Raw genomic sequence first — 14,896 nt, 5'->3', positions numbered from 1 at the left:
CGTGGGCCTAAAGTTTATATTAGGTCATGCTAATACCTTACTATTACACTCGGATATTAGCATGACCTAATATAAAAAGCAAGCGAGAGCTCCTCATCCAGAGATTTTTTGTTGGAGGATGAAGATCAGCAATAAAGATGGATGCGGGGTAACGATTCACAGTTGTATGAAACGAAGCATTTATCTAGACCAAAGGTACTAAATTTCTTTTTAGCCCTAAAGGGTTTTCTATTCCTAATTGTCCGATATTTGACAAAACATAGTCTAACGTGGTATATGTTTTGTGAAATAAGTAAGCAACTGTCCAGGCGCTTGTGAAACCTCGGGCAACCGGGTACCGGGTAATACATTGATATAAAGAAGGCAACATCTATTGTATCAAACTATTGCCCGGTTTTCTTTTTATGACGGCGTAACTGATAGAAACTATCCATATGAATAAGCACGACTATATCTAGTTCTACCTTTTGCTTCTTTCGCTGCCATAAATGTGCGTTCCAGACCCCGCACAGTGCAAACTCTACCAGCTACGTTTCACACCCACACTTCATAAGACAGTGCAAACAATTCTATCTCAGGATTCTAACACTATTGCGATGGCAATCGATTAAGATTGTATAAAAAAATCCTGCTATTTTCTTTGTCTGAATGCAATCTGATTGATAGTCACCCACATATCACACTCACTCCCTCATCAACTTTGCACTTGCAAGAAGAAATAAAATTTTGTTATTATAGCAGAGCCAAAAAAAATGAAGATCGATACCAGAATTTATGTCAGCAAATGGCCTACTTGTACCTGATTCAGGCTGCTCATACGTGAATACAGGAAAGAGGGAAAAGTTTAATACATGACACATATACCTGATCCAACACCCGATGAAACGAAATCGCTCTCCACATTGCTCACGGAAGTTAGAGAGACGGAACAGCGCTTCCAGGCAACGTTTGAGCAGGCAGCGGTCGGGATGGCACATGTGGCACTTGATGGTCGTTGGTTACAAGTCAATCAGAAACTCTGTACCATTCTGGGCTACGACAAGCAGGAGTTACTCAGCCAATCCTTCCAGGATATGACATACGCCGATGACTTACAAAAAAACTGGGATTATATCCATCAGTTAATCGCGGGAGACATTGAGAGCTACTCAATGGAAAAACGCTATATTTGTAAAGATGGGTCACTGGTTTGGGCCAATTTAACAGCAACGCTGGCTCGCGATGAGGTTGGACAGCCACAATATTTTATTTCTGTGATTGAAGATATCAATCACAGAAAACAGCTTGAAGAGAATCTCCGCCAGCAGCAGCTATCATTCCAGGCAGTCGCCGAAAACGCCCCCGATGTCATTGCTCGCTTTGATCGGCAGTATCGCTACATCTATGTAAATCCAGTCATTGAAAAGACGAGCGGGAAGCCCACAACCGCGTTCATCGGCAAGACGCATCTAGAAGTTGGGCTGGGCGTCGAGTATGCAAAAATGTGGAGAGGCTTTCTCGATAATACCATTTCCTCGCGGCAGATACAAGTGGAGGAATTTGCCTTTGATGGTGGTCCTGATGGACAGCGCTTCTACCAGGTACGTCTCACACCTGAATTCGATGCTACGGGGACGGTGACCTCGGTCCTGAGCATCGCCCGTGACTTTACCGAACACAAACGCCTTGAAATCGAGCGGGGACGCTCTCTCATCCTCGAACAAAACGCTCGTGCGGAGGCCGAAGCCGAGCGCAAGCGTCTCTACGAGCTCTTTATGCGAGTGCCAGCACTGATTGCCTTGCTTACCGGCCCCGAGCATGTCTTTGAATTTGCCAACCAACCCTATCTTCAGCTCAGCAGCCAGCGCGATATCATTGGCAAATCTATCCTTGAAGCGTTTCCCGAAGCTGGCGGTCAACATCTGTATCAACTACTTGATCAGGTTTATCATACAGGCCAGCCTATCGTCGGCAATGAAGTAAGGGTACCTGTAGATCGGCACCAGAATGGCACACTTGAAGACTGCTTTTTCAACTTTGTCTATCAGCCCTCATACAATGAACTTGGAGTCGTTGATGCTATTCTAGTGCATGCCGTAGAAGTCACCGAGCAGGTGCGGGCTCGCGAACGCTTAAAAGCCAGCCAGGAACGTCTGGAGCTCTCCCAGCGCACCGGTCGCGTGGGTACGTTTGAATGGCGCGTCCAGGAAAATCACATAATCTGGACTCCGGAGCTTGAGGCACTCTATGGGTTACCAGCCGGTAGCTTTGAAGGCAAATATGAAAATTGGACGCAACGTGTCCATCCCGACGATTTACAGCGTGCCGAAGAAAATCTCCTTGCCTCCACCAGAGGAGGCCCGGCCTACAATGTTGAGTTTCGCGTGATCTGGCAGGATGGCTCGTTGCATTGGATGCTGGGTAAAGGTGAAGTCGTCGAGCAGGTTGATGGACAAGCTATCCGCCTGATCGGCGTCAATATTGATATCACGGAACGTAAAGAGGCCGAGTTACAATTGGCCAGGACACTTGAACAGGTAAAATTCCTCGCCACAGCGGGTAAGCTTCTGGTCTCCACCCTCGACTTCCAGGAAATCCTTGAGCAAGTTGCCAGGCAGGCAATTCCAGCTATTGCTGATTGGTGCAGGATTGATCTCTATCATGATAAGGAGAACGTTCTCGCTCAGAGTATCTCATATCCACAGTCTACTCATACTTCAGAATCTGAGAGATCGAGCAAGCTCATAAAGGAGGTAACAACGCCTCAGGCCAGTATATCGGTCCATCAACAGCAAAAATCGGCTTTACATTTTCATCTGGCTTCCAACGAGCTGCATTTAGTTACAAGTGATCAGCAAGAACAGGCTTTGTTACAGAGCCTGGATGCGACCTCAGTGATGATTATTCCCCTGACCGTACAGGATCGCTGCCATGGTACCATCACACTTGTCTCCTCGTCAGAACGGGGACCCTATAGGGTGGACGATTTGAGTATCGGCGAGGAACTGGCCAGCCGCATTGCAATGGCGATCGAGCGAGCTCAGATTTATCATAACTTACAGGATCTCAATGCCAATCTCGAAAGTAGAGTCATCAAACGTACCGAGGAATTGAATATCCTTAACACGGAGCTTGAGCGAAGCAATCAAGAGTTACAGGAATTTGCCTATGTAGCCTCTCATGACCTGCAAGAGCCATTACGAAAAATACAAGCCTTTGGCAATCTACTTCAGGAGGAATATTCACCAGAGCTAGGCGACGGAGCAGAATATATCGATCGTATGCGCAACGCGGCTACACGTATGCGCGTCCTGATCGATGATCTCTTAACGTTCTCCCGCGTTGCCACCAAGACGCTGCCCTTTTCGCCCGTTAATCTGGCAACGATCGCCAAAGATGTGATCGATGACCTGGATACACGTATCGAGGAGACGCACGCCAGCGTAGAGATAGGACCTCTTCCAACTATCGATGCAGATCCACGACAAATGTACCAGATTCTCCAGAATCTGATTGGAAACGCCCTAAAGTTTCATCGTCCAGACGTTACACCTGATATCAAGGTAACAGCCAGCCTACAAGATAGCACGGCTATGGATGGCGGTTCCACTCGTCAGCAATGCGTGTTGAAGGTGGAGGATAACGGTATCGGTTTCGATGAGAAATATCTCGATAAGATCTTTACTGTCTTTCAGCGTTTGCATGGAAGAAACGAATATGCGGGCACCGGTATTGGCCTGGCAGTCGTCCGCAAGATCGTTGAACGGCATAGCGGACATGTCACTGCGACCAGTAAACTTGGAGCAGGTTCAACCTTTATCGTCACTTTACCCGCATCCCATCCAACGAAAGTAGAGACACTATGATCAAACCAAATTCAATCGTCATTCTCATGGCCGACGATGATGAAGATGATGTTCTGCTTACCAGCAAAGCTTTGAAAAAAGGCAAGCTCCTCAATACTCTCTTTAGCGTCAGCAATGGTGAGGAACTTTTAGACTATCTGCTCAGGCGCGGCAAATATGAGGGGGCCACCGATGAGATCGCTCCGCTGCCAGGACTGATTCTGCTCGACTTGAATATGCCCAAGAAGGATGGTCGTGAGGCGCTACGGGAGATCAAGGCCCATCCCGAATTACAGGACATCCCGATCGTGGTCTTTACCACCTCTAAGGCCGAAGAGGATATTTATCGTACGTACAAACTGGGCGTGAATTCGTTCGTGACCAAACCTGTGACGTTTGAGAAATTGATTGAAGTGATGCAGGCATTAGGAAAGTATTGGTTTGAGGTCGTGACCTTGCCATCTAAAATGAAGAAGGATACTTATGGAAATACAGCCAACGACGATTCTACTCATTGAAGATGATGAGGAGGATTATATCCTCCTCAAAAAGGTCCTTGCCAGAATCACACGTGCTCAATACCGGCTCACCTGGGAAAGTCGCTATTCATCTGGCCTTGAGCTTATGCTCACCGCACAACACGATCTCTGCTTGCTCGACTATCGCTTGGGAGCACATAATGGCATCGATCTGATCCGCGAGGCCAGAGGAAGAGGCTATACACGGCCAATCATTCTCTTGACCGGTGCCAACGAGTCTGAAATAGATATCCTGGCATTGCAAGCCGGTGCCGATGATTATATCCCCAAAGAGTACTTACAGGCTGATCTTTTAAGTCGTAGTATTCGCTACGCCATCGAACGCAAAAAAGCTGAACACGAGCGCGAAATCCTGTTGAGTGAGCAGCTCGCCAGCCAGGAACTGGAGAAGAAGCGCAACGAATTTATCAGTATGGTTGTGCATGAACTGAGAACCCCGCTTACCAGTCTTAAAGCGCATGCTCAACTGTTGCGCAAGCGCTTCTTGCTGATCGGGGACGAAGCGGTCATCCACACGACAACCCGCATGAATGCTCAGATCAACAAGCTAACCGACCTGATCTCCGATTTCCAGGACGTCACACGTATAGAAGGCGAACGGCTGCAATTTCGTCGGACCTATTTCTCTTTTGACAGCCTGGTGGATGAATTAATTGAAGAGATCCAACCCATCACAGAAAAGCATCAGCTCATCCGCGATGGCATCACGAATAAAACTATCTGGGGAGACCGCTCGCGCACGGGCCAGGTCATTACAAATTTATTAATGAACGCCATCAAATATGCCCCCGACAGCAACCAAATTATTATCAAAACGCATGCTACGGATGATACCGTGACGCTCTCGGTACAAGACTTTGGACCCGGTATTCCCCAGGAGCAGTTAGAGAAAATATTTGATCCTTTCTATCGGCTGGAAGATGCAAAGAGAAATGCAATCTCGGGCCTGGGCCTGGGACTCTATATTTCAGCCGAGATGATCAAGCGCCAGGATGGACACCTCTGGGTAGAAAGCGAGACAGGAAAAGGATCAACTTTTAGTTTTACGCTGCCAGTAGAAGGCAAACACACATCGGAAGAAGAGCCAGCGGTCTAGCACACAGATCTCCTACAGCGAGCAGTGCGTTAGACCATGCACCCCGACGCGAAAGATTTGCCACAGAACAACACTCCCGATCATAGTCCAGCTTCAACCTGGAATATAATCAGCAATGAGACTGAATATACCAGTTATCCACACCATCAAGCGCTTATGCACATGTCATCTCGACTTATACACAAAGCTTCCACACAATCGTCAGATAATCTGTGGATAAGCTACTAGATCTCAACGATACACTGCGCTACAATTTCCCCATAGAGTATTTATTCCGACGTACGCAGATAGAGACAGTCTCCTCCGGTTTGACTTAACTATTTCTTGTGATTATCTTAACTTATTCCTATTTGAGGAGGGGATATCATTATGCCAGTATCCAATACTTCCAGAGGTATGCCATCCAGCACGCTACGCCATCGACCGATCAACCCGACAACGGAAGATATCGATTTGATCACGCCCAGAGCATCGCGCCCACAGGGTCAACCTGAGAAACGTACGACAGGTGATACGCTTCTGGTCAAATCCGGCAAAAAATCCGCCCGAACCGCTACGCAATCGATCAGAGCAAATCCACAACCGCAGCGGCGCACAACTGGTGACGCACAACTGGTTAAGAGCAGCGAAAAGACCAGGAAAACCAACACGCAGCCAGTTAGAGTGAGTAGCCAACCAATCAAAGTAAACACGCGTAAACAGGGCCATCAGAGCATGCACTGGTCGCTAACAGTTGGCATCTCGATGCTGGCGATGCTTGCACTCTTGTGGCTGGGGCAGATTCTCTGGTCCTGGGGCACCATAACCTATGATGACATTAAGTACGGACGTCCCCGCACCACGCAAACAGATGCCTTTGTTGGGCATGAAACAGGAACAACGGCGAGTCACTTCATCGCCCTCAATGAGCATGGGCGTATCGAGATCATTGAGCTGCCCGGGGGAGACGCCGCACATGCCCGTATCTTCCTTGGTCCGCAACTGATGGGAAATGGAGCCGATCTGGCACCAATCACACTCACATTTATCCCATCCGCCCCACACAGCAAATTGCTCGACATGCAAGTCTCCTTCCAGGGAACGCATATCCTGTTTCACAACAGCAAAGGCACATTTGTGCTGGTCACATCCTGAAAAAAAAACGGTTAACCATTGACAAGTCCAACAAAATTTCTTTATGCTATTATCTCTATAAAGACTCATATCAATATTATTGTTTTTTAGCCAGAAACATCTCTCTTATGAATTCGTCTATCCGGTTTTGCGATAATTGTGGGGCAACCAATCGAGCAGATGCCCGCTTCTGTTATGCGTGCGGTCAACCACAACTCACAGTTTCCACTACAACTACGGCCACGGGACTCCTTACTTCTACCTATGAGCTAAAACAGCGCTACTATATTCTCGAAAAGTTGGGACAGGGAGGTTACGGTGCGATCTATAAAGTTAAAGACTCTCTTTTCAAACAGACAATCAGAGCGGTCAAAGAGATGGGGATGCGTGGTTTAAACGCGACAGAGATACAAGAAGCGATTGCCGCATTTCATCAAGAGGCCACCCTATTAGCCAATCTCTCACACCCCAACCTGCCCCGTATTTATGATCATTTTGAGGAGCGAGGACGCTGGTATCTGGTGATGGATTATATCGAAGGCCAGACGCTTGCCCATTATCTTGAGAAGCAACCAGATGATCATCTACCCATCAAAGAGACAGTTGAGATCGCGCTACAACTCTGTACAGTCCTGAGCTATCTGCACAGCCATCAGCCACCGATCATCTTTCGTGATCTCAAGCCCGACAACATCATGCTGACGGACGATGGACAGTTATATTTGATTGATTTCGGGATTGCGCGTTTCTTTAAGCCTGGTCAGGCCAAAGATACCATGAGTCTGGGCACGCCCGGCTATGCGGCTCCAGAGCAATATGGACGCATGCAAACGACCATCCGCTCCGACATCTACAGCCTGGGAGCCACCCTCTATCATCTCGTCTCCGGTATCAATCCAGGCCTCACGCCATTTCTCTTCCAGCCACTGCAACTCGACACACATGAGCCCGCCAACGCCATCCTGGAAAAGTTAATCATGCAGATGTTAGCGATGAAGGAGGATCAGAGACCTACTGATGCCAATGAAGTAAAACAGGAGCTTCAAAATATTCAGCAGATGCTCCAATCGGCCAGCATCAAAACCATCGTGTATCCTATCTACCAATGGCAATCCGGCCAACCGGTAACGCCCAATCCGAGTACAGCAGAACAGGATAGTGGACAGCCACGACCCAGCGTTGTCGTCTCGCAGCGAGGCGACGGAGACTACACATCACTCAAAGAGGCCATTCAGCAAGTGGACGCGAATAGCTTCATCTTGTTAAAAGAAGGCCACTATCAAGAAAGCATCGTCATCGACAAAGCCATCGAAATTATCGGTAACGGCCCCAAAGACCAGATCATCCTGGAGAGCAGCGACACTCATTGCATCGTCATTCAAACCTCCCATGCAATACTTCGTGGCCTGACAATCCGTTGTCAGGCTGGTACAGCAGAGAAAGATTATCAGGCCCTCAATATTATCGCAGGGCAAGCCTTGATTGAAGACTGCGATCTTTCATCGAACGCGGCAGCCTGTATTGGAATCCAAAACGCGGCATCCAATCCAACCATCCGCTACTGCACCATCCACGACGGCGCGACCCATGGTGTCACGATCACGAACAGCGCTCGAGCCACGCTCGAGTACTGTGAGATTTTCAATCAGCGATCAACGGGCATCTCCATTGCCACTGGAGGTAATCCCATGATCCGGCACTGCTCCATCTACAACTGCCAGCAATACGGACTCTCTATCCGCGATCATGCACAGGCAAGCTGCGAAGATTGTGAGATCAAGCAGAATGCAACTGGCATTGTGACGATGACACAAAGCAACCCACTATGTTTGCGCTGCCAGATCCACGATAATCAGATATACGGCATAGAGATCCTTCAGGAAGGACTGGGATCGTACCAGGATTGCAATATTGAGGCCAATCTTGAAGCAAACGTCTCCATCTCCACCGGAAGCACACCCTATTTCTATCGCTGCAAAATCCATCAAGGAACTTACGGAGTATCGGTCAGAGATAGTGGACGAGGAATACTTGAATACTGTGATATCTTTGCGCATAAGCAAGCGAATGTTCTCATCTCGACCAAAGGAGATCCCATGCTTCAACGGGATACGATCAGGCAGAGCGCCCAATACGGCCTTCAAGTCACCGACAACGGGCGAGGAACCCTCGAAAACTGTACCTTCGAGGATAACGCCAGGGGAGCTTTCAAAGTCGCGCCAGGATACAATGTCACATGGAAACAAAACTTCTTCCATTAATAAGCATCCATCTATTGCCTGATAATCTGCATCTGCGCATCTTTAAACTTGCACTTTTGTCTGTGCTGCATTATAGTGGACAAGAGCATTGCTAGACGCATAAGCTACTATATACTGGAGGAAGCATGACAATCAATCCCTTTAAAATCCAGGTAGATGACGCTATTCTGGCGGATCTCAAACAACGCCTGACACGAACACGCTGGCCCGATGAAATTCCCGCGACAGGCTGGGAGTATGGCACCAATCTGGCATATTTGCAGGAACTGGTGACTTACTGGCATGATACCTTCGATTGGCGTGCACAGGAACAACTCCTTAATTCCTTTCCACAATTCAAGGCTAAGGTTGATGGACAAGAGATCCACTTTATCCATGTCAAAGGTAAAGGGATTAATCCCCTCCCCCTCATCATCTCACACGGCTGGCCCGGCTCCTTTTTCGAAATGTACAAAATCATCCGGCCATTGACCGATCCAGTCAGCTTCGGCGGTAAGGCTGAAGATGCATTTGATGTGGTGGTGCCTTCCCTGCCCGGTTATGGTTTCTCCGGACGTCCACGTGAGCGTGGCATGGATGCCGGACGTGTCGCCGAGCTTTTTCAACGTCTGATGACGGAACAGCTCAACTACTCGCGCTTTGGCGCTCAGGGAGGCGATTGGGGAAGCATGATCACCTCACGTCTGGGACGGCGCTATCCTGCGAATCTCATCGGAATCCATCTTAATATGTTGATCGGGCTCCCTGGCTCTCAAAATGCTGAGCCAGATCCTGAAGAACAACGCTGGCAAGAGCGGATGAAACATTTTCAGCAGGAAGAGTCTGGTTACAGATATATACAGGGCACCAAGCCACAAACGCTCGCCTATGGCCTCAATGACTCGCCTGCCGGTCTGGCTGGCTGGATCGTCGAGAAATTCCGTACCTGGAGCGATTGCCATGGCGATGTTGAAAGCGTCTATACGAAAGACGAACTGCTCACCAATATCATGATCTATTGGGTGACGGAAACAATCAATTCGTCGACACGACTCTATTATGAAACGATGCACAATAGTACATTCACTCCGGAACGTATCACCGTTCCGACAGGAGTCGCCTTTTTCCCGAAAGATATTCCCCAACCTCCACGTGCTCTGGCCGAGCGGTACTATAACATCCAGCACTGGACAACGTTGGAGAAAGGTGGACATTTCGCTGCGCTCGAGCAACCAGAATTTCTCATCAACGAAGTACGTGAGTTCTTTCGACCACTCAGAGCTTAGTTCAGTACCTGATCAACAGACCGAGAAAGACAAGGAGAGAGATCTCTCCTCCTCTTTCTCCAATTTACTCGCTGAACTGAATAAACCTCGTCGTAAAACATCATACTAACGCAAGGATGGGTAAAAACCATGGCAGATCAAATAGATCAAGGGTTCAATGCACAGATATCGACCCTTATGATGCAGCTATTCGCGCTGGTTGAGGCATGTCCCTCTGGCCGCGTCACGACATACGGCTGGCTGGGCAAAGCGCTGGGATATCCCAAAGGCGCTCGTATGGTTGGCTGGATGATGCGCGCCACACCAGATGAAGTGCCAGCACAGCGCGTTATCAATAGTAAAGGAGAACTTTCGGGCAGCAAAGCCTTCGGGCAGGCCGGTCGCATGCGTAAGCTACTTGAAGATGAGGGGATTATTTTCTCGGCCAACGGCACAGTCAACCTGACTCGCTATGGCTGGGACCCTATGCGTGATCTCAGTGAGACCGAACGCCAACAGATCCTGGAGGCAAATACCACCAGCACAATCGAGCCAGATGCCAATCTATTGCATCTCTTACACGACGACCCTGCATCCCCATTTAAAGCGTAAAGCCCGTAGTGTGTTTTACAACAGAACGGGCAATAACGAATTATCTATCAGGCAAACCCAGGACGCCAGCCAATTTATGTAACATCTGACCCTCTTTGTGGCTGACAGCGGTCCCTCCCATATTCAAAATGTTGGCCCCTTCGTTTGCCGAACCAGCCACCTCCTGACCAATCTCTATCAGCCAGCGCTTATATTCATCGGCCTCAGCAGGAGTACTCTTGCGCTGTAGCACGCTTACAGCTCGACTACAGATATCCAATGTTTGGGCATCGTTTGATGGTGACTGCCGCAGCATATCGCGAGCCGTATTTGTCAATGCGTCGATCTACTCACGCTTGATACCCAACGGAGCTACGTCCTGGATAAGCTGATTCCCCGGATGATGATGAGCGGCGTTAAGCATCCCATTAACAATCGCCATCCCCTCTTTTAGAGTTCCGACGACGCCACTCGGCGATGCAACTGCAACGGCTCCACCTACTGACAGTGGAGCCGTAGTAAGAATTTTCCACTCCTCAGGAGTATAGTTTGTGTGTGTTGTCATAATATATGACTTCCTTTCAGTATTCAATCACAAATCTCAAGATCGACCATTACCTACACGTTGTAAACGGCCCCGATGGAACTCAACCTTGCTATTTTGCTTTTCAAAAGGAAGCTCATACCTCCGGCACATCTTACTCGGGCTGCGCCCAACCAGGCAGGTCGGGACGATTTTCGCCGCGCTGATGCAATTGTGTCATAGTTGTAGCGCGTCCTAAATAAGGGCTATGGATATCGTTACGCAGAGCCAGAAGATTGCGCACCTGATCCTGTATCTCGGCGGGCAAGAGAGGTAGCACGACGCCAAGCGCTTTCAGCACTTCGCCATCGGCTGTCTGCAACACGGCCTGATCATGTGCAGCACGTACCTTCAAATCCTGCAACAGCCCGATCGATTGATCGAGTGTCAAATGCACGCTGTGCACCACAGACTTATTTCCCGTATTTTTCATAGCTTATCCTTCTCACAATTTCATAGGCAAGAAATCTTTTCTCTCTAATCAGTATAATTGATTATCTCAAGCACAGGCACACATCAACACAAATTCATCCTCTAAAACTTTCAGACATTCTGCTCTTTTCACTCGAAATCATCATCTATACATACCTATTTTATGTCTACATCCTTTTATAACTTCTCACGTTCAGACACCTTTACCCATCAGAGAGCGTTTTGAGAGATCTAAAGCAAGAAGTTTATCTTCATAAGCGATGCCTTCAATTTCCAGGTATTCAAGCGCTATAAGAATTGCATCTTATTCTTCTCTTGCTATTTTCCTCAAGATATGTCAATATACAGGCAATATCGCATCAGGAGAGACGCTAGATGACAAGCATTCGATATCCAAGACGCCTACAACCGACGAGACTGAACGCCAAGCAGCGCCTCCACGCCCTACTACGCGAAAACACGTCACTCAATTCAGAGGAGCTTGCCCGAAGAGTCGGTTGTACACCCGCATCAGCGCGTATCTGGAAAAGCACATTCTTCGCCAAACAGTATCCCACACAGGAAGAGGAGGGACAGCCAAAGTCACCATAACTATGAAAGCTACAACTTGCGGCTGACTACTATCAGCGCGTAGAATTGAGAAAGCACAAGACAGATTTCACACTATCCCTGGCATAGCAAAGGTACAAAAAATCACATGATCGATTATAGCTGGGCAAACTGCTCAAAAGTCATCAAATCCGAAGTGCAGACCCTGCTCACAGAACTGCAACAGCGACTCGGAGAGAACGTCCAGGGGATCTACCTCAATGGTTCGTTGGCCGCGGGCGGATTTAATCCGGAGCGTAGCGATATAGATGTCCTGGCGGTGATCTCTCACGACCTGACTGGAGCGGTCAAACGTGAGCTGATCACATTACTTTTACGTATCTCCAGGATGCCCAGCCCTCTTGAGATCTATCTTGTCGTAGAAAATATGCTCCAGCCCTTCCAACAACCCATCTCAGTCCACCTCTTCTATGACGAAAAAGAACGCGAGCGCTATCAGCGCGAGATCCATCAAAACGACATGCAGTATTGGTCAACCGAAACGCAGCGCTCAAGCGACCTCACCATCTATCTGGCCACGCTGCGACAATATGGGATCTGCCTCTATGGAAAGAGTATCGAGGAAGAGATCCCGCTTGTACCAGCCGAAGCATTCCGCTCCTCGCTCCTGGTAGAGATGCAAAAAAAGCTTGATCATCGCCTACAAGATCCCATCACATTCATCTTGAACGCCTGCCAGACCGAAGCCTATCTCCGTACAAAAAGTATACTCTCCAAGAGCGCAGCCGGAAATTGGGCACTCACCCAGCTACCAGAAGAATTTCATCCCCTGATCGAGCAGGCACTGGCAACCTATCAAGGCGGGCGCTTGAAGCGTCCCGCAGGACGCGCCATGCTCGATACCTTTGCTGCTTTCATCCAGCAAGATCTGCATTGAGGCTACACCTCTGTCAACGGTGATATTACCCATGGCTTTTTTTATGGATTTTTCCTGTACTCAGTCATAGATAATTGATATTCTATTTTTTTTATGTTATAAACACATTAGTATCCATATATCAAAGAATATGAATATTGATGTTTCATACAAGGTTGTTATCCAGGTGCCACCAAAAAGAAGGACTATCTTTTTGGAAATGAGTACAATTTTTGTAGAACATTATGATGCAGTGAAAGGACATAGGATGTTCTCTTCTACTCGTATGCGTATATCCCAATATACGCGCATAACAGGGATGAGTCTGACTCTCCTCTTCTTCTTAAGCACATCATTATTTATCAATGCGCCAACCACTGTCGCTCGCAGCGCTCCACACATTGGAGCCTTGTCCGAGTACGGACATTGGACAAAGTGGGATGCCAATAGTGCTCCCAGCGATACAAGATGTCGTGCCAACATCGGCGTCCCATGCTACAGTCCCCAGGAGATCCGTCAGGCATATAACTTGAGCTCGCTCGTCAATCACGGTGACACAGGTAAAGGTCAGACAATCGTCATCATCGACTCATTTGGTAGCCCCACCGCCTATGCGGACCTGCAAAAGTTCGATGCCGACTATGGCCTACCTGATCCTCCATCATTTAAACAGCTCGCTCCACTTGGATCGGTGACATTCGATCCCACCAGCGGCGCTCAGCTCGGATGGGCCGAAGAAACATCGCTGGACATCCAATGGGCACACGCGATGGCTCCGGGCGCGAACATCGTAGTGCTCACCAGTCCAGTTGCCGAAACGGAAGGCGTCACGGGCATGCCCGAGTTCCTGAAACTTGAGCAGTATGCCGTCAATAATCACATCGGTAAGATCATCACGCAAAGCTGGTCGGCGACCGAAAATACCTTCTTCGATCCTCAGGGCAAACAAGTACTCAGCCAATTCGAAAAATTCTATCAATATGCCGCCTCGCAACACGTCTCTGTCTTCGCCTCAGCTGGCGACTCAGGCTCAGCCAACGTTGATCTCAATGACAACAACTACCCATTTCCAACCGTTGGTTATCCTGCGTCGTCTCCCTGGGTCACCGCAGTTGGGGGCACAAGCCTGTACGCCGATACCAGCGGCAACTATCAATCAGAGACTGTCTGGAACGATGGACTTGATAGCGCTACCGGCGGTGGTATCAGTCAGTACTTTAAAGAGCCTTTCTATCAAAGTCTAACCTTGCCGAGACAGACACAAAAGTTGTTGAAGGGATATCGTGCCATTCCAGATATCTCTATGAATGCCGATCCTAATACCCCGGTCCCCGTCTACCTGGGTTTCCTGGGTGGAGACAACAACGGTTACTACCTCTTCGGTGGCACCAGCGAAAGCTCTCCCCTCTGGGCAGGACTCACAGCTGATGCCAACCAATACGTTGGACATCCACTCGGCTTCTTGAATCCCATCCTGTACGCACTCGGAGCCAACAAGTTTACAGCCTCCAAAGTCTTCCACGACATCACAGTGGGCAATAATGCCCAGGGAACCATCCCCGGCTACCAGGCCGGTCCTGGCTGGGATGCGACTACAGGTTGGGGCAGTCCTGATGCACAACCTCTCTTCAGTACCTTGAAACTATTGACGCACTGATCCAGGCCCCACGCACAAGCGTACTGACAAGAGCCAACAACCTGCAAGAGATCCTACAGCATGTCAAATTTGATTGCTATAGGATCTCTTC

The 14,896-nt window shown here is 48.6% G+C and carries 13 protein-coding genes; 10 read left to right on the top strand and 3 right to left on the bottom strand.

Features of this window, described 5'->3' with window-relative positions:
- Positions 1–851: 851 nt before the first annotated feature.
- From AC27N8_RS12100 to AC27N8_RS12070, 7 genes are all read left to right on the top strand, one after another.
- Entirely contained in the window at positions 852–3,845 is a 2,994-nt protein-coding gene (locus AC27N8_RS12100) for a PAS domain-containing sensor histidine kinase (RefSeq protein WP_487067281.1), read from the top strand.
- Entirely contained in the window at positions 3,842–4,342 is a 501-nt protein-coding gene (locus AC27N8_RS12095; protein ID WP_487067279.1) for a response regulator, read from the top strand. Before AC27N8_RS12100 ends, AC27N8_RS12095 begins: the two co-directional genes overlap by 4 nt.
- Entirely contained in the window at positions 4,308–5,459 is a 1,152-nt protein-coding gene (locus AC27N8_RS12090; RefSeq protein WP_487067277.1) for a sensor histidine kinase, read from the top strand. Before AC27N8_RS12095 ends, AC27N8_RS12090 begins: the two co-directional genes overlap by 35 nt.
- 369 nt (positions 5,460–5,828) lie before the next feature.
- The gene (locus AC27N8_RS12085; RefSeq protein WP_487067275.1) at positions 5,829–6,593 is read left to right on the top strand and encodes a hypothetical protein; all 765 of its coding nucleotides are present in this window, start codon (positions 5,829–5,831) and stop codon (positions 6,591–6,593) included.
- 107 nt (positions 6,594–6,700) lie between these two features.
- A complete protein-coding gene (locus AC27N8_RS12080) occupies positions 6,701–8,833 on the top strand; it encodes a pectinesterase family protein (protein ID WP_487067273.1) in 2,133 nt (710 codons plus the stop codon).
- A gap of 125 nt (positions 8,834–8,958) precedes the next feature.
- Positions 8,959–10,098 (top strand): epoxide hydrolase family protein, encoded by a 1,140-nt coding sequence (locus tag AC27N8_RS12075; protein ID WP_487067271.1) that lies wholly within the window; start codon positions 8,959–8,961, stop codon positions 10,096–10,098.
- 129 nt (positions 10,099–10,227) lie between these two features.
- Entirely contained in the window at positions 10,228–10,689 is a 462-nt protein-coding gene (locus tag AC27N8_RS12070; protein WP_487067269.1) for an MGMT family protein, read from the top strand.
- A 40-nt stretch (positions 10,690–10,729) separates the two neighbouring features.
- On the opposite strand, the gene AC27N8_RS12065 is transcribed toward AC27N8_RS12070, so the two are convergent.
- From AC27N8_RS12065 to AC27N8_RS12055, 3 genes are all read right to left on the bottom strand, one after another.
- Positions 10,730–11,005 (bottom strand): hypothetical protein, encoded by a 276-nt coding sequence (locus AC27N8_RS12065; protein WP_487067267.1) that lies wholly within the window; start codon positions 11,003–11,005, stop codon positions 10,730–10,732.
- A 9-nt stretch (positions 11,006–11,014) separates the two neighbouring features.
- Entirely contained in the window at positions 11,015–11,233 is a 219-nt protein-coding gene (locus tag AC27N8_RS12060; RefSeq protein ID WP_487067265.1) for a hypothetical protein, read from the bottom strand.
- A gap of 133 nt (positions 11,234–11,366) precedes the next feature.
- A complete protein-coding gene (locus tag AC27N8_RS12055) occupies positions 11,367–11,684 on the bottom strand; it encodes a hypothetical protein (protein WP_487067263.1) in 318 nt (105 codons plus the stop codon).
- Positions 11,685–12,058: 374 nt separating this feature from the next.
- On the opposite strand from AC27N8_RS12055, the gene AC27N8_RS12050 reads away from it, so the two are divergent.
- The 3 genes from AC27N8_RS12050 (at position 12,059) to AC27N8_RS12040 (ending at position 14,805) form a co-directional block, all read left to right on the top strand.
- Complete coding sequence (locus AC27N8_RS12050; protein WP_487067261.1) at positions 12,059–12,274, top strand: hypothetical protein; 216 nt, start codon at positions 12,059–12,061, stop codon at positions 12,272–12,274.
- A 106-nt stretch (positions 12,275–12,380) separates the two neighbouring features.
- The gene (locus AC27N8_RS12045) at positions 12,381–13,169 is read left to right on the top strand and encodes an aminoglycoside adenylyltransferase domain-containing protein (protein WP_487067259.1); all 789 of its coding nucleotides are present in this window, start codon (positions 12,381–12,383) and stop codon (positions 13,167–13,169) included.
- A gap of 247 nt (positions 13,170–13,416) precedes the next feature.
- Positions 13,417–14,805 carry a S53 family peptidase gene (locus AC27N8_RS12040; RefSeq protein WP_487067257.1) on the top strand — a complete coding sequence of 463 codons (1,389 nt, stop codon included), beginning with the start codon at positions 13,417–13,419 and terminating at the stop codon, positions 14,803–14,805.
- The last annotated feature ends 91 nt before the right edge of the window (positions 14,806–14,896 follow it).

It is taken from the genome of Dictyobacter sp. Z7_2 (assembly GCF_057551105.1).
The sequence above is the reverse complement of the archived record's forward strand: the minus strand, read 5'-3'. Positions and strand labels throughout refer to the sequence as shown.